The organism is Dysgonomonadaceae bacterium zrk40, from assembly GCA_016916535.1.
In the GTDB taxonomy this organism is placed as follows: domain Bacteria; phylum Bacteroidota; class Bacteroidia; order Bacteroidales; family Dysgonomonadaceae; genus Proteiniphilum.
Window position 1 is genome coordinate 1,799,182 of sequence record CP070276.1, and the last position, 24,667, is coordinate 1,823,848.

Consider the following 24,667-nt stretch of genomic DNA (forward strand, 5'->3'; position numbering starts at 1 on the left):
ACTATGGATACAATCACAACTACATATGCTCTCAACACATTCTGGGTATTGTTCGCGGCAGTACTGGTCTTCTTCATGCAGACCGGCTTCGCGCTCGTGGAGGCGGGCTTCTCCCGCACAAAGAACACCACCAACATTCTCTTCAAAAACCTGATGGACTTCTGCATGGGCTCCATTGCCTTCTGGCTCATCGGCTACGGCATCATGTACGGTGCCGGCAACGGTTTCTTCGGAGAGCTTGAGATCTTCTCGAAGGTGAACCACGCCCTGGAGCTGGGAATCCCCAACAATGCTTTTTTCATCTTCCAACTGGTGTTTGCCGCCACCGCCGCCACCATTGTCTCGGGTGCCATGGCCGAACGTACCAAGTTTAAGGCCTATCTGTTTTACAGTGTGGCCATCTCAGCCCTCATCTATCCCATCTCCGGACACTGGGTCTGGGGCGGTGGATGGCTGTCGCAACTGGAGATTCCCTTCCACGATTTTGCCGGATCTACGGTGGTCCACTCCATGGGAGGCTGGCTCGCTTTCATTGGTGCTGCCTTTCTGGGGCCTCGAATAGGCAAGTACAAAAAGGGAAAGGTGCACGCCATCCCGGGACATAGCCTTACCCTGGCTGCGCTGGGTGTCTTCATCCTCTGGCTGGGTTGGTTTGGTTTCAACCCCGGCTCTACGCTTGGATTGGGTGATCCCGACCTGGTGGCACATATCTTCATGACCACCAACGGTGCTGCCGCCGCAGGGGGGATTGCCACGCTGATCACCACCTGGGTTCGCTACGGCAAACCCACCTTCAGCATGACCCTCAACGGTGTGCTGGCGGGACTGGTCGCCATCACCGCAGGATGTGATGTGGTCACCCCCGGCGGGGCGGTCCTTATCGGATTGATGGCCGGTGTGCTGGTGGTCTTCTCCGTAGAGCTCATCGACAGGAAACTGAAAGTGGATGACCCGGTAGGTGCGGTCTCGGTACACGGTGTCTGTGGTGCCTTTGGGACCCTGATGGTCGGCCTCTTTTCGGCCGATGCTGCTTTGCCCGGCCTCTTCTATGGTGGCAGTACAGGGGTATTGGTTAGTCAGGCCATTGGCGTACTGGCCATTGCAGCCTGGGCGGCTATCGCCGGTATCGCTCTCTTCGCCACCTTAAAATACACGGTCGGAATTCGTGTCAGCAGCAGGGAAGAGGAGATTGGACTCGATTATTTCGAGCATGGCGAAAAAGCCTACAACTAATCTATCTTTATTTGATGAACCATTCAGGGGGTGATACAACAGGTGTCACCCCCTTTGTTGTTCAAAATCAGCATGCTTCATCCTTTTTTTTGGTTGTTATCGGTAAAGTTTTACTAATTTTGTAATGGTTGTAACTATTGTTGGATTTATTCAAAAATTAAAGTGTATGAAACAGAAACGGGGCCTATTGTTTGTCCTAATTGCAACAACGATGATCGTCTCTTCTATCAGAAAAAGATGAACTGGGACGACAGCATCGGCATCATCTCTTTCAACTACAGCTCCATGCTGGGCTTCCTGGCGAAATACCTGAAATAACAGAGGAGTGATTACATCCGCTCCGGCACCTCGATGCCGAAGAGCGACATCCCCTTGCGGATTGTAAGCGCTACATTTTTGGAGAGCACCAGCCTGAAGTCACGCAGCGCGGTGTTCTCCTCTTTTAGGATGGGGTAGTCGTGGTAGAACTGGTTATACTCTTTCACCAGCTCGTATACATAGTTGCCGATCAGCGATACATTGTACTCCGTGCCGGCCTGCTGCACCACCGCCGCGAACTCGGAAAGCAGCTGCACCAGTCCCTCCTCCTTCTCGGAGAGGGGGAGCGACTGCTCCATCTTCTCAGGGAGGGTGATTCCCTGGTCGGTCGCCTTGCGCAGCACCGATTGGATGCGGGCGTGGGTATACTGGATAAAGGGCCCGGTGTTGCCGTTGAAGTCGATCGACTCCTTCGGGTTGAAGGTCATGTTCTTCTTGGGATCGACCTTCAGGATGAAGTACTTGAGCGCGCCCAGGCCCACCATGCGGGAGATTGCTTCCGCCTCCTCTTCTGATACACCTTCCAGCTTGCCCAGCTCTTGCGAGGTCTCACGCGCGGTGGCAATCATCTCGGCCATCAGGTCGTCGGCGTCGACCACCGTTCCCTCGCGCGATTTCATCTTCCCCTCGGGCAGCTCCACCATCCCGTAGGAGAAGTGCACCAGCCCTTTGCCGAAGGAGTAACCCAGCATGTCGAGCAGCAGTGAAAGCACCTGAAAGTGGTAGTTTTGCTCGTTGCCCACCACGTAGATCATCTTGTCGATGGGGTAGTCGTCGAACCGCATCCGGGCGGTGCCGATGTCCTGGGTCATGTAGACCGAGGTGCCATCGGCACGCAGCAGCAGCTTGTGGTCCAAGCCGTATGGGGTCAGGTCGGCCCACACCGATCCATCCTCCTTGCGGTAGAAGCAGTCCTCCTTGAGGCCGCGCAGCACCTCCTCCTTGCCGGTGAGGTAGGTCTGCGACTCGTAGTAGATCTTGTCGAAGGTGACCCCCATCTGTCGGTAGGTCTCGTCGAAGCCGGCATAGACCCAGCCGTTCATCATCTTCCAGAGGTTCACCGTCTCCGCATCGTGTGCCTCCCACTTGCGGAGCATCTCACGTGCCTCCTGCATCAGGGTGGACTGCTCTTCGGCCTCCTCTTTGGTGAGGTCTTTCGCCTGGAGCGCTGCCAGCTCCTCCTTGTACTGCCTGTCGAACAGCACGTAGTAGTCGCCGATCAGGTGGTCCCCCTTCTTGCCGGATGAGGCGGGTGTCTCTCCCTCGCCCCACTTCTGCCAGGCCAGCATCGACTTGCAGATATGGATGCCCCGGTCGTTCACGATGTTGGTCTTCACCACCCGCTTACCGTTGGCCTGCAGCACCTCGCAGAGGGCATGCCCCAGCAGGTTGTTGCGCACGTGTCCCAGGTGCAGTGGCTTGTTGGTGTTGGGTGAGGAGTACTCTACCATGTAGAGTGGCGCATCCTCTCTGACGGGTGTGAAGCCGTAGTCGGTTGTCGCGTCGATGCGCTGCAGCAGTTCCACCCATACGGCGGGGGCGATGGTGAGGTTGAGGAATCCTTTGATCACGTTGAAGTCCGACACCACGGGCGACTGCTCCTGCAGCCATTTGCCAATCTCTTCGGCTGTCTGCTCGGGGCTCTTGCGTGAGATCTTCAGCAGGGGGAAGGTGACCAGGGTGTAGTGCCCTTTGAACTCTTTCTTGGTCTTCTGCAGCGTGATCTGCAATGTATCGGAATCCGCTCCGTATAATTCTTTGATGGCGCCGCTCACGGCATCCAGTAATATCTGTTCGATTTGCATAGTTGAAGTTGCTGATTGAAAGCACAAAGGTAAGAAAAAAGTGGCAGATGTGATATGCTATTGTGCGGGAAGATCTGAATTCAATGCTTTGTTGCAGATGTCCTGAACAACCAGTCCCGAGAGGGTGAAGCCGAACACGGCGGTCACCTGCACCATGGTCCCGTTGGTCTGTGCCTTGCGGAAGCTCCCCTGCTCGTCGGCTTGAGGCAAGGCCTCACTGCCCCTGTTCTCCAGTAGCTCTTCACTGTAAACACAGAGGAAGGGCTTGTGCGGCATCTCCCCTCCCTTGCGCATCCGCTGGCGCAACGCCGCTGCCAGCTTGCAACCCCGCACTTTTCGAAACTCGGTCACCCTGATCTGCTGTGGGTCCATCTTCAGGGCTGCACCCATCGAGGAAAAGAGGGTGGCGTTGGTCTGGGAGGCGGTGAGGAGTAGGTGCATCTTGTGTGCGAGCGAGTCGATGGCGTCGATGATGTAGTCAAATTTTTCCAGGTGAAAGGAGGCGGCACTCTCTGCACTGTAGATCTCCGGGATAGCGGTGATCTCAGCCTCCGGGTTGATCTCCTCCAGTCGCCGTTTCAATACCTCTACCTTCAGTTCGCCCACGGTGTTTTTGGTAGCCGGCAGCTGACGGTTGATATTCGCCACCGCCACCCGGTCGGAGTCCACCAGCGTGAGGTGCATGATGCCGCTGCGGATCAATCCTTCGGCACACCAGCTTCCCACGCCCCCCACGCCGAAGAGGATCACCCGTTTCGAGGCGATCGCCTTCATCGCCTCCTTGCCGATCAGCAGCTCCGTGCGGGCAAACAGTTCGTTCTGTTCCATTGTTTTTTCTTTTCTGGTTGCAGTTTGATCGGTTCATCCGGAACCACATCAACTTTTATTGCTGATGCAAAAGTACTATATTTTGGGAAGCTATTTCTATATTCTTGCCTTATCCTACCCTTATATCCACTCCCATAATTATCGGAGTGGATATAAGGGTGCAATAAGGGTGCAATAAGGGTGCAATAAGGCTAGAGGCACCGAGACAGCCCTTTCTGCCGGTCGCAGGTAGGCAAAACAAAAGGCGTACCCCCTAAGGGATACGCCCGATGAATCAACTGTAAAATTTGTGTTACAGTGCGTTGTTCTTCGGCTCGAAATAGGCCTGAGGGTGCAGGCAGGTGGGACAGTTCTTCGGTGGCTTCTTGCCGGTGAAGACGTAACCGCAGTGGCGGCACTGCCATTCGATCGCCTCTTCGCGGGCGAAAACGGTACCGCTCTCCACGCGGGCCAACAGCTTCAGGTAGCGTTCCTCGTGCTCAGCTTCAGCCTTGGCAATCATGCGGTACATGGTGGCGATCTCCTTGAAGCCTTCTGCTTCGGCTACCTCCGCGAAATGGGGGTAGAGGTCGGTCCACTCCTCATTCTCCCCCTCGGCGGCGGCCTTCAGGTTCTCGGCGGTGGTGGCGATGACACCGGCTGGGTAGGAAGCGGTGATCTCTACCATACCCCCCTCCAGGTATTTGAACATGCGCTTGGCATGGGTCATCTCCTGATCGGCGGTTTCCTGGAAGATGGCGGCAATCTGTTCGTATCCCTCTTTCTTTGCCTGCTTGGCATAGAAGGTGTAGCGCATTCGGGCCTGTGATTCACCTGCGAAGGACTTCAGCAGGTTCAGTTCGGTCTGTGTTCCTTTGATACTTGTCATAATGGGTCGTTTTATGATTTTGGTTGTTTTTTCAAGATGCAAAAGTAATCATTTCCCCACTTGAACTGAAAAACAAAGGTTTCAGTGATAGATATTTATAATCTGTCTAAATTGTCTTCTCGCTAAGCTCCAGCCAGCGCATGGTCTTCTCATCGATCAGCTCCATGATTGTTGAGAGCCGTGTGGAACGTTCCATCAACGCTTCATTCGTAAGACTTCCGGAGGAGAGTTGTGCGGTAATCTCTTCCTTTTCGTTCTCCAGTTGCGCGATCTCCTCTTCCAGTCCCTCGAACTCTCTTTTCTCCTTGAACGTGAGTTTGTTCTTGTCCTCCGACCTGTTGCGGCGGGGTTCCGTCTCTACCCGTGCCGTTTTCACTTCCAAAGACTCTTTTTTCTCCTCCAGTTGTTTCCAGTCGCGGTACTGCGTGTAGTTGCCGGGGAAGTCCTGAATGCGTGCATCGCCGTGGAACACCAGCAGGTGATCCGTCACCTTGTCCATGAAAAAGCGGTCGTGCGACACCACGATCAGGCAGCCGTTGAACCCCTGCAGGTACTCCTCCAGGATGTTGAGGGTGAGGATATCCAGGTCGTTGGTGGGTTCGTCCAGCACCAGGAAGTTGGGATTGGTGATCAGCACCGTGCAGAGGTAGAGACGTCGCCGCTCACCGCCGCTTAGCTTGTAGACATAGTTGTGCTGCTTCTCCGGCGGGAAGAGGAAGTGCTGCAGGAACTGCGAGGCGGTGAGCCGCTGTCCGTTGCCCAGGTCGATCACCTCGGCGATTGCCTGCACCACATCCAGCACCTTCATCTGCTCATCGAACTGGAGACCGTCCTGGCTGTAGTAGCCAAAACGTACCGTCTCGCCAATCTCGAAGCTGCCGCTGTCGGGCTGCACCTCGTCGAGCAGCATCTTCACGAAGGTGGATTTGCCGGTGCCATTGTTGCCCACGATGCCCATCTTCTCGTAGCGGGAGAAGATATAGTTGAAATCATCGGTGATCCGCACATCGCCAAAACGCTTGCTCACATGCTTCGCCTCGAAGATCTTCTTGCCGATGTAGCTTCCCTTCGCGGCCAGGCGGATTCCCTCATCGCTGCGGCGCTGCTGTGCCTTCTCCTCAAGCGTATAGAAGGCATCGATGCGCGACTTGGCCTTGGTGGCCCGTGCCTGCGGCTGGCGGCGCATCCACTCCAGCTCCTTGCGCAGCAGGTTACGGGCACGCTCACCCTCGCTTTGCTGTGCCATCAGGCGCTCCTCACGCTTCTCCAGGTAGTAGGAGAAGTTGCCGCGGTAGCTGTAGAGCTGTTGCTGGTCGATCTCCAGGATCTGCGTACAGATGCGGTCCAGGAAGTAACGGTCGTGCGTCACCATCAGCAGGCTCATACGGCTACGGTTGAGGTGCTCCTCCAGCCACTCGGTCATCTCCAGGTCGAGGTGGTTGGTGGGTTCATCAAGTATGAGCAGTTCCGGCTCGCTGATCAGTACGTTGGCCAGCGCCACCCGCTTCACCTGCCCCCCGGAGAGCTCTCCCATCTTCTGGTGGAAGTCGGTGATGCGGAGCTGTGAGAGGATCTGCTTGATCCGTTGTTCATAGTCCCATGCCTTAAGCAGCTCCATCTGCAGCAGCAGCTCATCCAGGCCCTCCTGGCTGCCGGAGCTGATCACCTCCTCGTAGCGGGCGATCAGTCGCACCGTCTCGTTGTCGGCACTGAAGCATGCCTCCAGCACCGTCAGCTCCGGGTCGTAGGCGGGCGATTGATCCAGGTATGCGAAGCGGATGTCGTTGCGGAACACCACCCTTCCGGTGTCGTAACCCTCTTTGCCGGCGATGATGTTGAGCAGGGTGGTCTTGCCCGACCCGTTGGGAGCCAGCAGGCCGATCTTGTCCCCCTCGGCGATGCCGAAGGAGATATCGCGGAAGAGCAGCAGGTCACCGAAGCTTTTGGTGAGGGTGTCTATTTGTAGAAGCGGATGAGCCATCGTGGTTGGAATTTGGCTCAAAAGTACAAAAAAGGATCGACATAGGTCAGAACTTCCAGCGTAGATAACACCAGAGGTCGGTGCGGCTGTTCCCTTTGATTTGCTCTGTGCCGCTGCCGATGGTGTCACGGTCCCGGTAGCGGGTGTGGGCTACCTTGAGCGACAGCGTGAGCGCGCGCGAGAAGATGTACTTCCCGTTAAGGGCCATCCGGATCCCCTTGTCGTAGAAGAAGGGCATGTAGAAGGTGCTGAGCAGGTTGCGCTCGTAAGAGTAGAGGCGTGCCTCGTAGCTCTCGGCATCAAAGAAGGCGAAGAAGAGATCGCCCGTGAAGGGCCTTGTGCCACGGTAACTTATCAGCTGCGAGAGCATGATCCCCTTTTCCGCAGGATAGGGTTGCTCCTTGTAAATCGCCATATCTGCCGTGGTACGAAATTCCCAACCCTCCCCGACTGATTGCAACCAGCGCAGACGGAATTTCTGTGTGGTGTAAGGCAACAGACGCTTTGCATCTTCTTCCGGCAGGGAGATGTTCTTCTCCTTTCGTTTGTACTTGTAGCGAAGATCGACCGTGGTGCGGCGGTTGATGTGCCAGCTGCCGAGGAGTTGTCCGTCGATCGTGTTCGATGGTCCATCTACGTTGTATCGCATCCAGGGATGGTGTACCAGGTCAATGTAGCCGTTCAGGGTCACCCTGCTTAGTGGGCTGAAGCTTCCTCCCAGGTAGAGGCCGCGCTCGTTGCGCGGGGCGCTCCCCTCAGAGAATGCCTGCCCGTATAAAGCATTGTAGGAGATTGGGTAGTGGCGGTGCAACAGCGTGAGGGTGGAGCCACCGGTGGAGCGATACTGCACCATGTTGAGGGTGGCCACCGCACCATTACGGGCAATGGCAGTCTCACCCGCGAAGAGAAATCCCGGTAGCTGCCAGGAATAGTCGACTGAACCGTTCAGGTGGGTGGAGTCACGAAGGTAATAGAGATTGTACTCCTGTCGTGTGGGGTTGTACTTCCTGTTGTAGGTGTGATAGATGCCGCTGATTCCCACCTGCAATCGTCCCCTGCGGTAGTTGATGTTCGCACCGGTTACCTGCTCCCGGCTGTTTCCTTTCTTCTCCCGTTCAAGAGGCGTGCGGTGTAGTCCATCCGTTTTGAAAGAGGTGATCTCACCTGCTTTGGAGAGGTTGGTATCAATCTTCCTGGAGGAGTAGAAGGCGGTGATGTCGAACTCCCCCGCACTCAGCGTGGCTGCAGCACCGCGAAAGAAGCCACTCTCGGAAGTAGAGAAGTGGCGTTTGGGCTGCTGCGTGCGGCGTGCCACCTGATCACTTCCCCAGCTCTTGCTTATTCCGAAATCGTTGTTCAGGATCAGTCCCTGGCCGAAGGAGAGACGGTAGTCGCCCAACGCCAATGTCTTTATTCGGCCAACATCACGGAGCAGCAAATGAATCCCGTTGTGGTCATAACCCTTTGGGTAATCCCTTCGCAGAAAGGGTTCCCCGGCATCCTTCTCGGCTGTGATTCCCGCTTGCAGCTTGTCGCGATAACGCAGGGAGTAGCGCAGGGAGGTGTAGAAATTCTCGCCCCTGTAGCTGCGGTTGGGGTATCGCTCCAGCACCGAGTCGGAGTAGGAGGCATAGCCCGCGCGAGGGGTGAGGGTCTTGTCGAACCGCAGCTGCAGCTCGTGGAGCCCTTCTCGTGCGATGACTCCCGGAGAGGAACTAACCACCTCGCTCTTTGCTTCGCCCACCGTGAAAAAGGGTAGGATTCGTTCAACCGTCAGAAAATCGAGATAAGGAACGTTGCGCAGTTCATAAACCGTGTAAAGGGGCCGATTCTTGGAAAGAAAGGTGACAAGTGAGGTAATTTCAACAGTCGACAACAGCGGAAACCGTTCCAGCTGATCATCCGTGACGCTGTTGAGATCCATGGGGTTACTCTCCAGGTAAAGCAACTCAGTATAGATGTTCTCCACGGTTTGCTCATCCATACCCTCCTCCTCGACGAACAACTCCACATAGGTCCGCCAGTCGGCTTCCTGTGCATCCAACCCATTGAATGAACCGAACAGGAGAAAGATGAATAGGGCAGTCAGATTTTTTTTCATGACTGTTCTGTTTCGGTTGGCATTGATTGCAACAGCAAATATATAAACATTTCAATTATTCACCAAGAAGATGATTATAAAATAGATAGAACCGCAGTATATCTTTTTTTTCTATCTTTACAGCCAGAATAATTTACCGGAACAGATCGTATGAAGAAAAGAGCCCTTTTCCTGCCCCTGTTGCTTCTCTTGCTCCCGGCATGCTCCCTTTTCACAGCAAAGGAGAACCAGCCACATGACCTGCCCTCCATCCTGGAGAGTGATACCCTCCGTGTCCTGACACTCAACACCTCTACCTCCTATTTTATCTACCGCGACCAGCCGATGGGATATCATTACGACATGATTCGTGCCTTCTGTAACAACCACGATCTGGTGCCGGAGATCATCGTTGCACCCGGCATTCCTTCAATGATGCGGATGCTGCAAGAAGGAGTCGGTGACGTGATTGCCTATCATGTGCCGGTGACACGCGAGTTTCGCGATTCAGTGACCTACTGCGGCTTGCAGCAGATAAACCATCAGGTGCTGGTGCAACGTGCCATGCGGGGGGATACACTGCTGAGAGATGTTACCGACCTTATTGGTAGACGGGTGACGGTTATGTCGGGCTCACGCTATCACCAGCGGATGATCCACCTCAACCAGGAGCTTGGGGGAGGGATCCTTGTCGAGACTGCCGGCAGTGACTCTATCGTGACGGAGGATCTGATACGGATGGTGTCACGCGGTGAGATCGCCTATACAGTAGCTGATGATGACTTGGCACGGCTCAACCAGACTTACTTCCGCAACCTGCACACCGACCTGCAAATCAGTTTCGATCAGCGCTCTTCATGGGTGGTACGCAATGATACACCGGTGTTGGCCGATTCACTCAACAGCTGGTTTGAACGCAAGAGCGAAGAGCCGGTCTTCCTGCGAATCATGAAACGTTACTTCGAGGAGACTAAGGGCTTTTATGAGGAGGATCGTTTCTCGTACAGTGAGATACTGGGTCCCGGGATGATCTCTCCCTTCGACAGCTACTTCCGCAGGGAAGGAGCGCGACGGGGAATCGACTGGCGCTTGCTGGCTGCTGTGGCCTACCAGGAATCCACCTTCCGCACCGAAGAGAGCTCTTGGGCGGGGGCTGTAGGGCTGATGGGGTTGATGCCGGCCACTGCCGCCTCGCTTGGGGTTACCGGTGACCAGCTTTATGATCCGGAACACAACATAAGGGCGGGGGCAGAATACCTGCAGAAATTGATTAATCTTTTCTCCTCGGTAGCAGATAAAGGGGAACAGATCAAGTTAGCCCTGGCAGCCTACAACGGTGGTATGGGCCATATCTCCGATGCCCGTGCCCTGGCAGAGAAATATGAAGCCGACAAGAACATCTGGGAAGGAAACGTGGAACGTTTTGTTCAGCTTAAGCGTCTGGAGCAGTACTATACCGATCCTGTTTGTCGCAACGGTTATTTTCGGGGCGACGAGACCATCAACTATGTGCGGGAGGTGACTGCCCGGTGGGAGCAGTACCGGCAAAGCGTGAAAGAATAAATCTACAGCGCAGGGATGAAAAAAAAAATTGTATCTTTGTGTCAGTCTCCGGAAGGAGCATCAGAACCAAGCTAGTACAGGAAACCTATTGAACGCGAGCAACATGTCAGTAACAATCCATAAAGTCAACACGAAGGATGACCTGAAGAAGTTCATTCAGTTCGGAATCGATCTCTATGAGGGAAACGAATATTTTGTGCCGCCACTGGTCTACGATGAAAGGGCTACGCTCAACATGAGTAAGAATCCCGCATTCGACCATTGCGATGCCAACTACTTCATGGCTTACCGCGATGGTGAAATTGTGGGAAGGATCGGAGTGATCATCAACCACAAGGCCAACGAGATATGGAAGGAGAAGAATGCACGCTTCGGCTTCGTTGATTTCATAGACGATGAGGAGGTGGTGGATGCACTTTTTGGTGCAGCAGAGAGCTGGGCCCGTTCGCGGGGAATGGAGAAGATACATGGCCCTTTGGGCTTTACCGATCTCGACCATGAGGGGATGCTGGTGGAAGGTTACGACCAGATGAGCACCCTCTCCACCATCTACAACTACCCCTATTATGTCGAGCACATGAACCGCATGGGATACCTGAAGGATCAGGACTGGGTGGAGTTTCTCATCCACATCCCCAAGGAGACCCCCGAAAGATTCCTGCGTGCTACTGAGATTGTGAAGAAACGTTCCGGTCTGGTGGTAAAGCATCTGCAGAGCAAGAAAGATGTCTACCCTTACGCGAGGGAGATCTTCAAACTGATCAACCGTGCCTACAAGGATCTTTATGGCTTCGTGGAGCTGACCGAAAGGCAGATCGACTATTACGTGGATATGTATATCCCGATGTTGCGACTCGAGTTCCTGGCTCTGATCGTACGCCAGGAGGACAATAAGCTGATCGGGGTGGGTATCGGTTTGCCCAGCATTGCAAAGGCCCTTCAGAAAGCAAGGGGGCGCTTCGTGCCCACAGGGTGGTATCATCTTTACCGTGCCTTGAAAGGCAAGGACAACAATGTACTGGACCTGATGCTGATAGCGATCGAGCCTGAATACCAGGGAAAAGGAGTCAATGCGCTCATATTCAACGAATTCATACAGTCGGCCAACCGCCTTGGCTTTGAATATGCGGAGAGCAATCCGGAGTTGGATCTGAACCACCGTGTGAAATCGATGTGGGATGACCTGGAAGCACCGCAGACCAAACGGCGGAGAGCATTTATCAAAAATTTGTAAGAGTAGAGAGAGAGATCGTGAACGAAACAGAAAGAGAACTACAGATACTGCAGGACAACTATCAGGAAGAAAACATTGTAACGCTGGAGTGGCAGGAGCATATACGCCGTCGTCCGGGGATGTATATCGGTAAGCTGGGTGATGGCAGCGCCTACGACGATGGTGTCTACGTGTTGCTCAAGGAGGTGCTCGACAACTCCATCGATGAGTACATGATGGGCTTTGGAAAGACCATTGAAATAATCCTCAACGACAAGCAGGTGACTGTGCGTGACCATGGTCGCGGTGTGCCATTGGGCAAGGTGAAGGATGTCTGCTCCAAGATGAACACGGGTGCCAAATATGACTCAAAAGCTTTTAAGAAATCGGTGGGATTGAACGGAGTGGGTATTAAGGCGGTGAACGCCCTCTCATCCGACTTCTTCATGGTGAGCTACCGTGAGGGACAGGCAAAAGAGGTTTTTTTCAACAACGGTATCCTTTTGAAGGAGAGCGAAGTCATACCCGTCGATCAGCCAAACGGTACCAGGGTGGAGTTTACGCCCGACCCTGAGATCTTCGGTGAATATCACTACCGTGAGGAGCACATTGAACCACTGCTGAAGAACTATGTCTTCCTCAACACAGGCCTTACCATCCTCTTCAACGGAAAAAAGTTTTTCTCGAAGAACGGGTTGGAAGATCTGCTCAACGAGAACCTGACATCCGAAGAGCTCTACCCCATCATTCACCTGCATGGCGAAGATATTGAGGTAGCCATCACTCACACCACCCAGTATGGCGAGGAGTATTACTCCTTCGTGAACGGGCAGCATACCTCACAGGGGGGTACCCACCTTACCGCTTTCCGTGAAGCCGCGGCTCGTGTCATCAAAGAGTTCTACAACCGTAACTTTGAATATTCAGACATCCGCAACGGTATCGTAGCGGCCATAAGCATCAAGGTGGAGGAGCCTGTATTTGAATCGCAGACCAAGACCAAGCTGGGGTCTAAAGAGATGACTCCCGGAGGGGTGTCGGTGAGCAAGCATATCAACGACTTCCTGAAAAAAGAGCTCGACAACTACCTTCACAAGCATGCCGATGCAGTAGAGATACTCCAGAAAAAGATCCTCGACTCGGAGAAGGAGCGTAAAGCCATTGCAGGAGTCACTAAGCTGGCACGTGAGCGAGCCAAGAAGGCCAACCTGCACAACAAGAAATTGCGGGACTGCCGCATCCACTATAACGATGCAAAGGGTGACCAGCAGGAGAAGAGCAGTATCTTCATCACCGAGGGAGATTCGGCCAGCGGCTCCATCACCAAGAGCCGTGATCCCAATTACCAGGCGGTCTTTAGCCTCCGTGGCAAGCCGCTCAACAGCTTTGGACTCACCAAGAAGATCGTTTACGAAAATGAGGAGTTCAACCTGCTGCAGGCAGCCCTCAACATCGAGGAGAGCATGGACGATCTGCGCTACAACAAGGTGATCATCGCTACCGATGCCGATACCGACGGCATGCATATTCGCCTGCTGTTACTCACCTTCTTCCTGCAGTTTTTCCCCGACCTGATCAAGAAGGGACATGTCTACATCCTGCAGACTCCCCTTTTCCGTGTACGCAACAAGAAGAAGACGCTATACTGCTATACCGAGGAGGAGCGGTTAAGCGCAATCGACGAGCTGGGACCCAATCCGGAAATCACCCGCTTCAAGGGACTGGGTGAGATCTCGCCCGATGAGTTTCGTCATTTCATTGGTGAGGAGATACGTCTCGACCGGGTTACCATGCGCAAGGAGGACCTGCTCAAGGAGCTGCTCGAGTTTTACATGGGCAAGAATACCCCGGAACGACAGAACTTTATCATCGACAACCTGGTGATTGAAGAGGAGGGGGTTGCATAATGGAGACAATCGACAAGCGAATAGCACTTTTCCCGGGTACATTTGATCCTTTCACCATCGGACACGAATCGCTGGTTCGGAGGGGTTTGCAGCTGATGGATGAGATTGTGATAGCCATCGGTGTCAACGAATCGAAGAAATCATACTTCACACTCGAAGAGCGGCTGGAGATGATTCGTGATCTTTATCGTGATGAACCTCGCGTACGGGTGGAGAGCTACGAATCGCTTACCATTGATTTTGCCCGTGAGACCCGTGCAGGCTTCATCTTGCGGGGCATCCGTTCGGTGTTCGACTTCGAGTATGAAAAAACCATTGCCGACATGAACCGAACCATTTCGGGAATCGAAACGTTTCTATTATTCACCGAGCCCGCACTCACGCATGTCAGCTCCACCCAGGTGAGAGAGCTGCTACGCTACGGACATGACGTGCGTTTCTTCATCCCAAAGGGGATGAAACTTAAACCCAAACCCTAAAAAGAACGATGAACAAATATCTTCCGATAACTTTGCTAAGCGTCTTCCTCCTGTCGGGAAACGCTTTTTCTCAATTCAGACCCTCACCCGAAGGGTTGAAGATCGAACGGTCACTTCAGATGATCAACGGGCTCTACGTGGATGACGTGGATACCAAGGAGCTTGCAGAGGCTGCTATCCGTGCCATGCTCAGGGAGCTGGACCCTCACTCCACCTATCTCTCGGAAGAGGAGGTGAAAGCGATGAACGAGCCGCTGCAGGGTAACTTTGAGGGGATCGGCATCTCCTTCAACATGGTAACAGACACCCTCTATGTGATGGAGGTGATTGGTGGTGGTCCCTCGCAGAAGGTTGGCATCATGCCGGGCGACAAGTTCATCACCGTGAACGACACACTTATTGCCGGGGTGAAGATGACCAACCAGGATGTGATCAGCCGACTGCGGGGTCCCAAAGGTACCATCGCGCTGGTGAAGGTACAACGACGCGGTGTGCCTGAGTTGCTCACTTTCCGCATCGTGCGAGATAAGATACCCATTACCAGTATCGACGCCGCTTACATGGTGACCGATGAGATTGGCTACATCCGTCTCAGTCGCTTTGGGATCACTTCGGGAGAGGAGTTCCGGGAGGCAGAAAGAAATCTCAAGAAAATGGGGATGAAACATCTGATCTTCGATCTTACCGACAACGGCGGTGGTATCCTGCAAACAGCAAATGAGATTGCGAGTGAGTTCCTTGATGACGACAAGCTAATTGTATACACAGAAGGAAAGAATCAGCCACGTTTCACCATGAATGCCAGCGGCAAGGGAGAGTTCAAAGGTGGCAAGGTGGTGGTGCTGGTAAACAGTAACTCCGCATCAGCCAGTGAGATCCTGGCCGGAGCGTTACAGGACTGGGACAGGGCTGTGATCGTGGGGCGCAGGACCTTCGGAAAAGGTTTGGTGCAGCGACAACTTCCACTTCCTGACGGAACCATGATACGGCTCACCGTAGCCCGTTACTACACCCCCACCGGGAGAAGTATCCAGAAACCCTACGTGCCGGGCGATCCGGATGAATATCAGCAGGATTTCATGAACCGGTTTGAACATGGAGAACTTTTTGCTGCAGACAGCATCCGTTTTCCCGACTCACTTAAATACACAACCCTGGTGAACAAACGAACCGTTTACGGTGGCGGTGGGATCATGCCAGATTACTTTGTACCGATGGACACCACTGGTACCATGCTCCATGCCCGTCTCAATGCCAATGGAGTCATCAACAAGGTGGCCATCTCGGAGGTGGACAGGAAACGTAAAGAGTTGCTGCGCAGCTATCCCGATGCACGTTCCTTCGCTAGGGATTATCAGGTCTCCGCCCTGCTGGCTGAAAAAATTGAACAGCAGGCGTTGACCGACAGCGTTGAGTGGGATGTGGATCAGTATGAAGCGTCCCGTTCCTTGATCCTCTTACAGCTTAAGGCGCTGATCGGTAGAGACTTGTACGACTCCTCCGCATTCTTTCGCATCATCAATGAGCAGAATGAGATTTTCCAAGAGGGACTCCGGATTATCTCAGACGAACAACGCTATGGGTCTCTATTAAAAGGGTTCGGCAGCAATTTTACACAACAATAAAGCAGATTCACAATGAATTACGATTACAGCAAACTGCGTGTTGGAGGCGGCAAAAAAGTAAACCTGAAGAATTTTGCCACTTGCGAGGATGGAGGCTTCACCAAAAAAACGGCGAAGAGAGAGATCAAGGACAACATCAAGGAGCTGAAAGAGTTGCAGGAGATGTTCTACGCTGACGACCGTTACTCGCTGCTGATTATCCTGCAAGCACGTGATGCAGCCGGCAAGGATGGGGTGATTCGCCATGTGATGTCAGGGATCAACCCTCAGGGATGTCGCGTGCACAGCTTCAAGACACCCTCCAAGAACGAGCTCGAGCATGACTACTTCTGGCGTCACTACAGGGCACTGCCGCAGCGCGGCATGATTGAGATCTTTAACCGCTCTCACTATGAGAACGTGCTGGCTACGAAGGTGAACCCGGAGTGGATTCTCAACGAGCGTATCCCCGGCTACGAGTCGGTGGAGAAGATTGATCAACAGTTCTGGGACAACCGTTACGAAGCCATCAACGCCATCGAGAAGCATCTTCATGAGAACGGTATGCGCATCCTCAAGTTCTTCCTGAATGTCTCCAAAGAGGAGCAGAAAGAGCGTTTCCTCTCCCGCATCGATGAGCCCCACAAGAATTGGAAGTTCAGCACTGCCGATCTTCAGGTACGTTCACAGTGGGATGCATACGAGGAGGCGTTTGAAGAGATGCTGGAGAAGACTTCCAAGCCGCACGCTCCCTGGTATGTCATCCCTGCAGACAAGAAATTCTTTGCCCGTATGGCCGTTGGGGATATCATCCTGGAGCTTTTCCGTTCGCTCGACCTACACTATCCACCAGCAGAGTCGCCGGAGCTGCTTGCCGAAGCAAGAGAATTGTTGGTGAAGGAATAGTTGCTGTTTGAAAAGATGAAGAGATTGCTGACGTTGCTTGCCCTGTTGCTGCCACTATCCGCCGCTTACCCACAAAAGTTGGTTGATACGGGGGGAAATGGTTATGCGGGGAATTCTGTGAATACGGCCATCTTCCGCATCAACTCACTGGTGACCCACCATGACAATCAGTATATCGCCTTTTACGATGGTGATGGATACCTGGTCCTGGGAAAAAGAAGAGTGGACTCCGAAAACTGGACTCTTTGTGTGACGCAGCAGAAGGGGAATGTGAAGGATGCACACAACGTGATCAGCATCATGGTAGATGGGGAGGGTTATCTTCATGTGGCGTTCGACCATCATGATACCCCCCTCCGCTATTTCAGAGGTGTAAGGCCCGGATCACTCATTATGGGAGAACCGGAGCAGATGACCGGACTGGATGAGGATCGGGTCACCTATCCCGGTTTCTACCGCCTACCTGACGGGGATTTGCTCTTTACCTACCGTTCGGGTGCAAGCGGGAGGGGTAACCTGGTGATGAATCGTTACGATACTGCATCTAAGAAATGGGAGCGGCTGCATGACATTCTTATCGACGGAGAAGAGGAGCGAAGTGCTTACTGGCAAATGTTTGTTGATAAAAAGGGGAGCATCCATCTTTCATGGGTCTGGCGTGAGACTTGGGATGTGGCCACCAACCATGATCTCTGTTATGCCCGCTCAGATGATGGCGGCGTGAGCTGGATAAAGTCAAGCGGTGATCCTTACCGGCTGCCCATCACCGCTGAGAATGCCGAATATGCATGGCTGATACCCCAGGGAAGCGAATTGATCAATCAGACCAGCATGAGTGCCGACCGGAAGGGAAATCCTTACATTGCCGGATACTGGAGAGATCAGGGGAGCGATATACCGCAATATAGACTGGTATGGTTCGATGGAATAAGATGGCAACAACAGCAGGTAGCAGAGAGAAAGATTTCGTTTTCCCTCTCCGGTGGCGGCACGAAGATGATTCCCATCTCGCGTCCCCATCTCGCGATCGGTGAGAAGCGTGGACGTAACATCATCCACTATCTTTTTCGCGATGTAGAGCGTGGGAGCAGGGTGTCACTGGCGAAAAATGTATCAGGAACAAAGAGCGGTTGGGAGGTGATGGACTTAACAGACTTTTCTGTTGATGCCTGGGAGCCATCTTTTGATACGGAGCTTTGGAAAGAGAAACAGAAGCTGCACCTCTACGTGCAGCGCAGCAGCCAGGGTGATGGTGAAAAAAGCACCGACCTGGAGCCCCAGCCTGTATATCTGCTGGAATATGAGTGAAGCGGGTTCAATATCCACCTACTTTTTCTCACGGAGGTAATTGTCTAGTCGTGTGATTAGCCATAAAAAGCTGAATATAAGGCTAACCAGTACCACTGTTCCCCAAAATTTTGGCGACTGAAGAAACGCTTCCCCAAGCAGCAGGTAGGCGCCACCAACGATGGCGGCCAACAGAATATACATTGCTCCGAAAATATTTCCCAGATCCCTCAACAAAGAGACACTTTTTTTTGCTGAGGGTACATTTTTGCGGGTGAGTGCATGTTCCGCCTCTATCTGATGCATGATGCGATATTGCAGATTTTCCGGTGCCTTTTTGCCGGCCAATTGCATCAGCTCTCTAAATTGTATGTCCTCTGTCTCTGTTCTTTTCTCTTTCATAATGTTTCGCTTTTGTCCTGTTCACGGGCTTTTCCTTATAATCAGAAAAAATACCGTTTAGCGGTAACCAATCTCTTCCGTACTGTAAGTCGCGGTCATCAGTTCCTTAAACATCTTCCGTGCCCGGAAGAGTTTTACCTTTACGTTGGGCTCATTCAGCCCCGTGATCGAAGCAATCTCCTTGACCGGATGATCCTCCATATAATACAATGTCAGCAGCAATGCGTCTCCCTTTGGCATTCGCTCCAGTACATCCGTCACCACCTCCCTGCGTTCTCTCTCCGCCAGTCTGGCATCAGCCCCATGATCTGTCAGATATGTTGCATGCTCTATCTCTGTCTCGTTCAACCCTGTCCAGATGCGTGTTTTGGAATGGGTTACCGCCGTGTTGTAGACAATGCGGTAGAGCCAGGTGGAGAACTTGCTCTCCGAACGGAAGGTGTGCAGGTTGCGGTAGGCTTTCACATAACTCTCCTGCACCACATCTTCCGCATCCTGCATATTGCCGCATATCCGGTAGGCGATGGTGATCGCCAAATCCTGATAAGTCTCGACAAAATATGCGAACGCGGAAGTGGTGCCAGAGAGCACTTGCTGCACACGCTGATTCTCGTTCATCGCAACCGTTTATCCCTGTTCGTTCTCCTCCTGCTGCGGCAAGAAAAATATATTTCGTGTTACCAGGAAGTAAACCAGATAACCAATCCCCAGGAAAAAGACTACACTGGCACCGGTTACCCAGAATTCGTTTCCATGTCCAATCACCAGATACTCCGAACAGAGGAATCCCACGATGATGCCTATGCCCAGTGCAATCAGTACGATGCCGTTGCGCAGCGATACAAGGCGATTTGGGGTACTCTTCTGTTTGGTTTTGTTGGGCGGGATAATGCCTTGCTCAATCAATCCCATCCGTTCCCTGTGCTCGTTTCTGATGGCATTGAGACCAAGCACCAGTCCGGTGGCGATGGGCAGTCCAATGACTACAATAATGGCTACAAGGGGAATCAATTCTTCCATATTCGCATGTTTTTAATTAAGTGAATCATTCTGTTTACATGCATAGGACATTCACTGACTTCATTCGGTTACAAAAATAGGAAACTTTTTATCTTTTTGAAGTTAAGTTTTCGACAATGATCGATTTTTAAGTATTCAGGTGACATAAAACCAACGGAATTTACTTACTTTGTATGCATCTTTAGGGACTGTAACTTGTTTGAATTCCTTACCCTTAAAACGATGAATGAGAAGATACTGGAGAAGCTGAGCATCCTGGCAGATGCTGCCAAGTACGACGTCTCCTGTGCGTCGAGCGGCACCTCACGTCCTGCCGTGAAAGGCGGTATCGGCACAACAACAGGGTGGGGCATCTGTCACAGCTTCACTCCCGACGGGCGTTGCATCTCACTCTTCAAGATTTTGCTCACCAACCACTGCATCTACGACTGTGCCTACTGCACCAACCGTCGCAGCAACGATGTGAAGCGTACCGCCTTTACTCCGCGCGAGCTTGCAGAGCTCACCATCGCCTTTTACCAGCGCAACTATATTGAAGGTCTCTTCCTCAGCTCGGGTGTGATCCGCAACCCCGATTACACCATGGAGCAGATGCTGAGGGTGGTGAAGCTGCTGCGCGATGAATACCGCTTCAACGGCTACATCCACATGAAAGCCATTCCGGGAGCTAGCGATGAGCTGATTGCACAGGCGGGTCGCTATGCCGACCGTATGAGTGTCAACCTGGAGATCCCCTCGGAGGAGAATTTGAAGTTGTTGGCCCCGGAGAAGAGCTACAGTGAAGTGTTTGCCCCCATGCGCTTCATACAACAGGGGATGCTTGAGAGTGCCGAGGAGCGAAAGAAGTTCAGATCCGCACCACGCTTCGTCCCGGCAGGGCAGAGTACGCAGCTGATCATCGGTGCCACGCCCGACAGCGACAGGCAGATCCTCACCCTGGCCTCGGCACTTTATCGGCGCCCCTCTTTTAAACGAGTCTACTATTCCGGTTACATCCCGGTGAACAGGGGCGATAGCCGCCTGCCGGCTCTCGCCGCACCGCCACTGGTAAGAGAGAACAGGCTCTACCAGGCGGATTGGTTGATGCGTTTTTATGCGTTCAATGCCTCCGAAATTGTGAATGAGACTCACCCCGACCTGGATCTCGATGTGGACCCCAAGATGGGATGGGCACTGCGCCATCCGGAGTTCTTCCCGGTGGATGTCAACACGGCTCCCTACGAGATGATCCTCCGCGTGCCGGGCATCGGCGTGAAGTCGGCCAAGCTGATCGTGGTCTCACGCCGCTACGGGCGACTATCTATTCCACAGCTGAAGAAGATTGGGGTGGTGATGAAGCGAGCGCAATACTTCATCGTTAACCGCGAGCTCCCAATGCAGACGGTCAACGAACTCACGCCCCAGTATGTACGGCGACAGGTGACACAAAAGCAGAAGAATCGGGCGGCTGCCTTGTTGCAGTACCCCATAGAGTGGGGGGAGTGAAGCGATGGTCCTTTTCCTCTACGACAAGACCTTTGAGGGGTTGCTCTCCTGCATCTTCTTCGCCTACGCCCAGAAGCGTTTTCCCGACATGATTCTCTCCGCTACTGATCAGCAGCCACTCTTCGCTGACGAACGATACGTGGTGGATACCGATAAGGAGAAGGCATCACGGGTATGGAGCAGCCTGGAAAAAAAGCTATCGAAGATTGCCCGCAAGATGATGATGAGCGTTTGGATCTCCGGATTACCCGAGACGGAGATGCTCCTGTTCAGATACATCCGCAAGAATTTAGACCATCCGCAGGGGGTCGAGCTCAACTTCGGAGATGCCGATGTGTTACGGGTAAAGGAGATTGCACAACAGATCTCCCGCGAGGCACACCGTATCGTGCAGTTTGTCCGCTTTCAGGAGACCGCCGACGGCATCTGGTTCGCACCCATCGCACCCCGTTATAACATGCTGCCGGTAGTGGTGAATCACTTCCGCAGCCGCTATGCCACGCAGCCCTGGATTCTCTACGATACCACACGAAACAGGGGTCTCTACTGGGACACCCACACCGTGGAGGAGGTCTCCTTTTCGCCTGCCGATCTGGCAGAATTGCGCTTAGGGAAACTGGAAGGGGAGAAACAGTCGGATGACGAACAGCTCTTTCAACAGATCTGGAGGGAGTATTTTCGCAGCATCACCATCCGGGAACGGCTAAATCTGAAACTACAGCAACAGCACATGCCTAAAAAATACTGGAAGTATCTAACGGAGCTGCAGCAGTAAGCTACAAGCTGCAAAGTTGTAAGCTGCTCACCCCAAACCATCAACCTCGAACTTTAAAACTACCATCTTATAAACGAAAAAACGGATTGCCTCAGCGATCCGTTTTCTTTACCATGATGGAGAACCGTCTTAATCTTTTTTCAGCAGATCACGGATTTCGGTCAACAGTATTTCCTCCTTGGTAGGTGCGGGCGGTGCTTCGGGAGCCGGTGCTTCCTCTTTTTTGCGCTTCATGTTGTTCATTGCCTTGATCACGAAGAAGATGGAAATGCCGATGATCAGGAAGTCAATGACAGCCTGGATGAAGGATCCGTAGTTCCAGGTGATGGCCGGTGTGAGGATCTCCTCACCCTGCATTACTGCCTCTTTTAGCACCACTTTCAATTCGGTGAACTTTGTGTCACCCACTGCCAGGGCGACGGGTGGCATCAGGATGTCGTTTACGAACGAGGTGACAATCTTGCCGAATGCACCACCAATCACAATACCCACGGCCATGTCTACGACGCTGCCGCGCATGAGAAATTCTTTCAGTTCTGATTTGAATGACATACTACTTCTTGATTTAATGGGTTGATAGACTTTTCACTTCTGCAAAGTAAACCAAAAAAATGGTAAAAAAGTTTTTAAGTAAAAAAAGCTTTAGGATCAGCAGAATATTTCCGCAAGCATGCAGCGTGCTGAACCCCCGCCGTGCGTCTCAATGGTCCGCAACTCAGCAGAGAGAATGCGGCTGAAGGTGGTGATTATCCTCTCCTGTTCAGGTGTCAGGGCCCTTCGTGCCGATGCCGACATCACCATCAACGGTTGTCCGCTGCGGCTTTTGATCTCCAACATGTTTCCGGCAAAGTGTGTAACCTGGTCGAGGGTGATCTCCACGATGATCTTCCCGGCAGCAGTCAGCCTTGACACCACCATCTGTCGCTCCCCCTCATCGCGGATTGCCTCCAGGCAGATCACTGCCACCTGTGTACCCACCTCCATCATCACGTTAGTGTGGTAGATGGCGTTCCCCTGTGCATCGACCGCATCAAAAAGCAGGGCATCGTAGTTCATCCGCGAACAGAACTCCGCCAGCACCTTCTCCGAGGTGCGGGGCGAGCGGCAGCAATAGGCTACCCGCATGTCGCGATCCAAGATCATGCTTCCGGTACCCTCCAGGAACTCGTTTTTCCCCTCCCAATGGGTCAGGTCCACCACCTTGCGGTGGTTCATCTTCCGGCGCAGCAGTTCCAGCACCTCTCGTTTCCTCTCTTTCCGGCGGTTCTCTGCAAACATTGGGTAGAGCACCAACTCTCCGGTGATGTGTGAGGAGAACCAGTTGTTGGGAAAGATGGAGTCAGGTGTCCAGGGCTCCGGGCTGTCCTGCACCACCGTCAGATCCACGTCGTTGGAACGCAACAGCCGTACAAAGGTGTCGAACTCTTCCACAGCCTTTTCCGATACTGATTCGCTGTCGGAAGCTTGCTGGAAATAGTTGTTCTGTGCCGTCTCCTCGTTGAAGTCAAAACGGGCAGGACGTACCATTAGCAGTTTTGAGGTTGTTTGCATAATTTTTTTACTTTTGTTTCTTGGTCCGTCGTTGCCGAAACTCAAACATTGAACTTAAAACCAGGAATCACGAACCAATCGTGCTATTCCAGTGCTTTGATTGAGTTACGGATAATCGTGATTGCTTCACGAAGTTCCGATTCGCTGATTACCAGCGGAGGTGCGAAGCGAATTATATCACCGTGTGTAGGTTTGGCAAGCAATCCGTTCTCGGCCATCTTCAGGCATACATCCCAGGCTTCCTTCCCGTCGTGTGGTTCAATCACCACCGCGTTGAGCAATCCCTTGCCTCTTATCTGGCGAATCATCGGACTTTTTATGAGACTCATCTCCTCGCGGAAGATCCTGCCCAATGATTCGGCACGCTCTGCCAGCTTTTCCTTCTTCACCACCTCCAATGCAGCGGTTGCTACACGGCAGGCCAGTGGGAATCCGCCAAAAGTGGAGCCATGTTCACCCGGTCGGATGGTGAGCATCACCTCATTATCGGCCAACACTGCCGAAACCGGCAGCACCCCTCCAGAGATTGCTTTGCCCAGGATCACGATGTCAGGGCGCACCCCTTCGTGGTCGCTGCAGAGCAGCCTGCCTGTGCGGGCGATGCCGGTTTGCACCTCGTCGGCGATGAAGAGCACGTTGTGTTTCTTGCAGAGATCGTAACAGGCTTTCAGATATCCCTCGTCCGGCACGTAGACACCTGCTTCGCCCTGTATCGGTTCCACCAGGAAGGCGGCAACGCTTTCGCCTTTCTCTTTCAGCAATGCTTCGAGTGCTGCCACATCGTTGTAGGGAATCACCCCGATACCGGGGGTATAGGGACCATAGTCAGCCCGTGCGTCGGGATCGGTGGAGAGGGAGACAATGCTGATGGTACGTCCGTGGAAGTTCCCTTCACAGCCGATAACCAGGGCTTCATTTTCAGGGATCCCCTTCTTCAGGTAACCCCACTTACGGGCCAGCTTGAGAGCTGTCTCCACGGCCTCTGCACCGGAGTTCATCGGGAGCACCTTGTCATAACCAAAATACTCATGGATGTATTGTTCGTAAGGTCCCAGGGCATCGTTGTAGAAGGCTCGCGAGGTGAGACAGAGCCGCCCCGCCTGTTCGGTGAGTGCCCCCACGATCTTTGGGTGGCAGTGTCCCTGGTTGACAGCGGAGTAGGCAGAGAGAAAATCAAAGTACCTCTTCCCGTCAACATCCCAGAGGTAACACCCTTCGCCACGTGATAACACTACCGGCAGCGGGTGGTAGTTGTGTGCACCGTATTTTTCTTCCTGGTCGATAAATCTCTTTCCGTTTGCGGTTACTTGCATGACTGTTGTGGTTTTTATGGTTGTTTCCTTTCCTACAAATATATACTTT

22 protein-coding genes are annotated in these 24,667 nt (G+C 53.0%); 11 read left to right on the forward strand and 11 right to left on the reverse strand.

The window, feature by feature from the left end; all coding sequences use genetic code 11:
- Positions 1-3 precede the first annotated feature (3 nt).
- Together JS578_07430 and JS578_07435 are read left to right on the forward strand one after the other, a co-directional pair.
- A complete protein-coding gene (locus JS578_07430; GenBank protein QRX62730.1) occupies positions 4-1,233 on the forward strand; it encodes an ammonium transporter in 1,230 nt (409 codons plus the stop codon).
- A gap of 162 nt (positions 1,234-1,395) precedes the next feature.
- Complete coding sequence (locus JS578_07435; protein ID QRX62731.1) at positions 1,396-1,551, forward strand: hypothetical protein; 156 nt, start codon at positions 1,396-1,398, stop codon at positions 1,549-1,551.
- A gap of 11 nt (positions 1,552-1,562) precedes the next feature.
- Here the strand turns inward: JS578_07435 and JS578_07440 are convergent, their stop codons facing one another.
- From JS578_07440 to JS578_07460, 5 genes are all read right to left on the reverse strand, one after another.
- Positions 1,563-3,356: an arginine--tRNA ligase gene (locus JS578_07440; protein ID QRX62732.1), complete on the reverse strand. Its 1,794-nt coding sequence runs from the start codon at positions 3,354-3,356 to the stop codon at positions 1,563-1,565.
- 57 nt (positions 3,357-3,413) lie between these two features.
- Positions 3,414-4,184 carry a tRNA threonylcarbamoyladenosine dehydratase gene (locus JS578_07445; protein ID QRX62733.1) on the reverse strand — a complete coding sequence of 257 codons (771 nt, stop codon included), beginning with the start codon at positions 4,182-4,184 and terminating at the stop codon, positions 3,414-3,416.
- A 292-nt stretch (positions 4,185-4,476) separates the two neighbouring features.
- The gene (locus tag JS578_07450; protein QRX62734.1) at positions 4,477-5,052 is read right to left on the reverse strand and encodes a rubrerythrin family protein; all 576 of its coding nucleotides are present in this window, start codon (positions 5,050-5,052) and stop codon (positions 4,477-4,479) included.
- A gap of 106 nt (positions 5,053-5,158) precedes the next feature.
- Complete coding sequence (locus JS578_07455) at positions 5,159-7,033, reverse strand: ABC-F family ATP-binding cassette domain-containing protein (GenBank protein QRX62735.1); 1,875 nt, start codon at positions 7,031-7,033, stop codon at positions 5,159-5,161.
- 46 nt (positions 7,034-7,079) lie between these two features.
- Positions 7,080-9,134: a helix-hairpin-helix domain-containing protein gene (locus JS578_07460; GenBank protein ID QRX62736.1), complete on the reverse strand. Its 2,055-nt coding sequence runs from the start codon at positions 9,132-9,134 to the stop codon at positions 7,080-7,082.
- A 150-nt stretch (positions 9,135-9,284) separates the two neighbouring features.
- Here JS578_07460 and JS578_07465 point away from each other — a divergent pair, with 150 nt between their 5' ends.
- The 7 genes from JS578_07465 (at position 9,285) to JS578_07495 (ending at position 18,093) form a co-directional block, all read left to right on the forward strand.
- A complete protein-coding gene (locus JS578_07465) occupies positions 9,285-10,676 on the forward strand; it encodes a transglycosylase SLT domain-containing protein (protein ID QRX62737.1) in 1,392 nt (463 codons plus the stop codon).
- Positions 10,677-10,779: 103 nt separating this feature from the next.
- Positions 10,780-11,910 (forward strand): hypothetical protein, encoded by a 1,131-nt coding sequence (locus JS578_07470; protein ID QRX62738.1) that lies wholly within the window; start codon positions 10,780-10,782, stop codon positions 11,908-11,910.
- A 119-nt stretch (positions 11,911-12,029) separates the two neighbouring features.
- On the forward strand, positions 12,030-13,796 hold the full coding sequence (locus JS578_07475) for an ATP-binding protein (protein ID QRX64960.1): 1,767 nt from the start codon (positions 12,030-12,032) through the stop codon (positions 13,794-13,796).
- Positions 13,796-14,275: a pantetheine-phosphate adenylyltransferase gene (coaD, locus tag JS578_07480; protein ID QRX62739.1), complete on the forward strand. Its 480-nt coding sequence runs from the start codon at positions 13,796-13,798 to the stop codon at positions 14,273-14,275. Before JS578_07475 ends, coaD begins: the two co-directional genes overlap by 1 nt.
- A gap of 8 nt (positions 14,276-14,283) precedes the next feature.
- Positions 14,284-15,900 (forward strand): S41 family peptidase, encoded by a 1,617-nt coding sequence (locus tag JS578_07485; protein QRX62740.1) that lies wholly within the window; start codon positions 14,284-14,286, stop codon positions 15,898-15,900.
- A gap of 12 nt (positions 15,901-15,912) precedes the next feature.
- Entirely contained in the window at positions 15,913-16,785 is an 873-nt protein-coding gene (locus tag JS578_07490; GenBank protein QRX62741.1) for a polyphosphate kinase 2 family protein, read from the forward strand.
- Between the two features lie 15 nt (positions 16,786-16,800).
- Positions 16,801-18,093, forward strand: coding sequence for a BNR repeat-containing protein (locus tag JS578_07495; protein ID QRX62742.1), 1,293 nt, complete (start codon positions 16,801-16,803; stop codon positions 18,091-18,093).
- Positions 18,094-18,111: 18 nt separating this feature from the next.
- Here the strand turns inward: JS578_07495 and JS578_07500 are convergent, their stop codons facing one another.
- Genes JS578_07500 through JS578_07510 form a run of 3 tightly spaced genes read right to left on the reverse strand, consistent with a single transcriptional unit; the run spans position 18,112 to position 19,494 of the window.
- Positions 18,112-18,474: a hypothetical protein gene (locus tag JS578_07500; GenBank protein QRX62743.1), complete on the reverse strand. Its 363-nt coding sequence runs from the start codon at positions 18,472-18,474 to the stop codon at positions 18,112-18,114.
- A 57-nt stretch (positions 18,475-18,531) separates the two neighbouring features.
- The gene (locus tag JS578_07505) at positions 18,532-19,092 is read right to left on the reverse strand and encodes an RNA polymerase sigma factor (protein ID QRX62744.1); all 561 of its coding nucleotides are present in this window, start codon (positions 19,090-19,092) and stop codon (positions 18,532-18,534) included.
- Between the two features lie 9 nt (positions 19,093-19,101).
- Positions 19,102-19,494, reverse strand: a complete 393-nt coding sequence (locus JS578_07510; protein ID QRX62745.1) for a hypothetical protein — start codon at positions 19,492-19,494, stop codon at positions 19,102-19,104.
- 222 nt (positions 19,495-19,716) lie between these two features.
- Here JS578_07510 and JS578_07515 point away from each other — a divergent pair, with 222 nt between their 5' ends.
- Entirely contained in the window at positions 19,717-20,979 is a 1,263-nt protein-coding gene (locus JS578_07515) for a putative DNA modification/repair radical SAM protein (GenBank protein QRX62746.1), read from the forward strand.
- A gap of 4 nt (positions 20,980-20,983) precedes the next feature.
- A complete protein-coding gene (locus JS578_07520) occupies positions 20,984-21,754 on the forward strand; it encodes a TIGR03915 family putative DNA repair protein (GenBank protein QRX62747.1) in 771 nt (256 codons plus the stop codon).
- Between the two features lie 129 nt (positions 21,755-21,883).
- Here the strand turns inward: JS578_07520 and mscL are convergent, their stop codons facing one another.
- The 3 genes from mscL to rocD all read right to left on the reverse strand — a co-directional run bounded on the left by mscL (position 21,884) and on the right by rocD (position 24,618).
- Positions 21,884-22,306 (reverse strand): large-conductance mechanosensitive channel protein MscL, encoded by a 423-nt coding sequence (gene mscL, locus JS578_07525; protein QRX62748.1) that lies wholly within the window; start codon positions 22,304-22,306, stop codon positions 21,884-21,886.
- A gap of 96 nt (positions 22,307-22,402) precedes the next feature.
- Complete coding sequence (locus JS578_07530; GenBank protein QRX62749.1) at positions 22,403-23,305, reverse strand: amidinotransferase; 903 nt, start codon at positions 23,303-23,305, stop codon at positions 22,403-22,405.
- An 83-nt stretch (positions 23,306-23,388) separates the two neighbouring features.
- Positions 23,389-24,618: an ornithine--oxo-acid transaminase gene (gene rocD / locus JS578_07535; protein QRX62750.1), complete on the reverse strand. Its 1,230-nt coding sequence runs from the start codon at positions 24,616-24,618 to the stop codon at positions 23,389-23,391.
- Between the last annotated feature and the right edge of the window lie 49 nt (positions 24,619-24,667).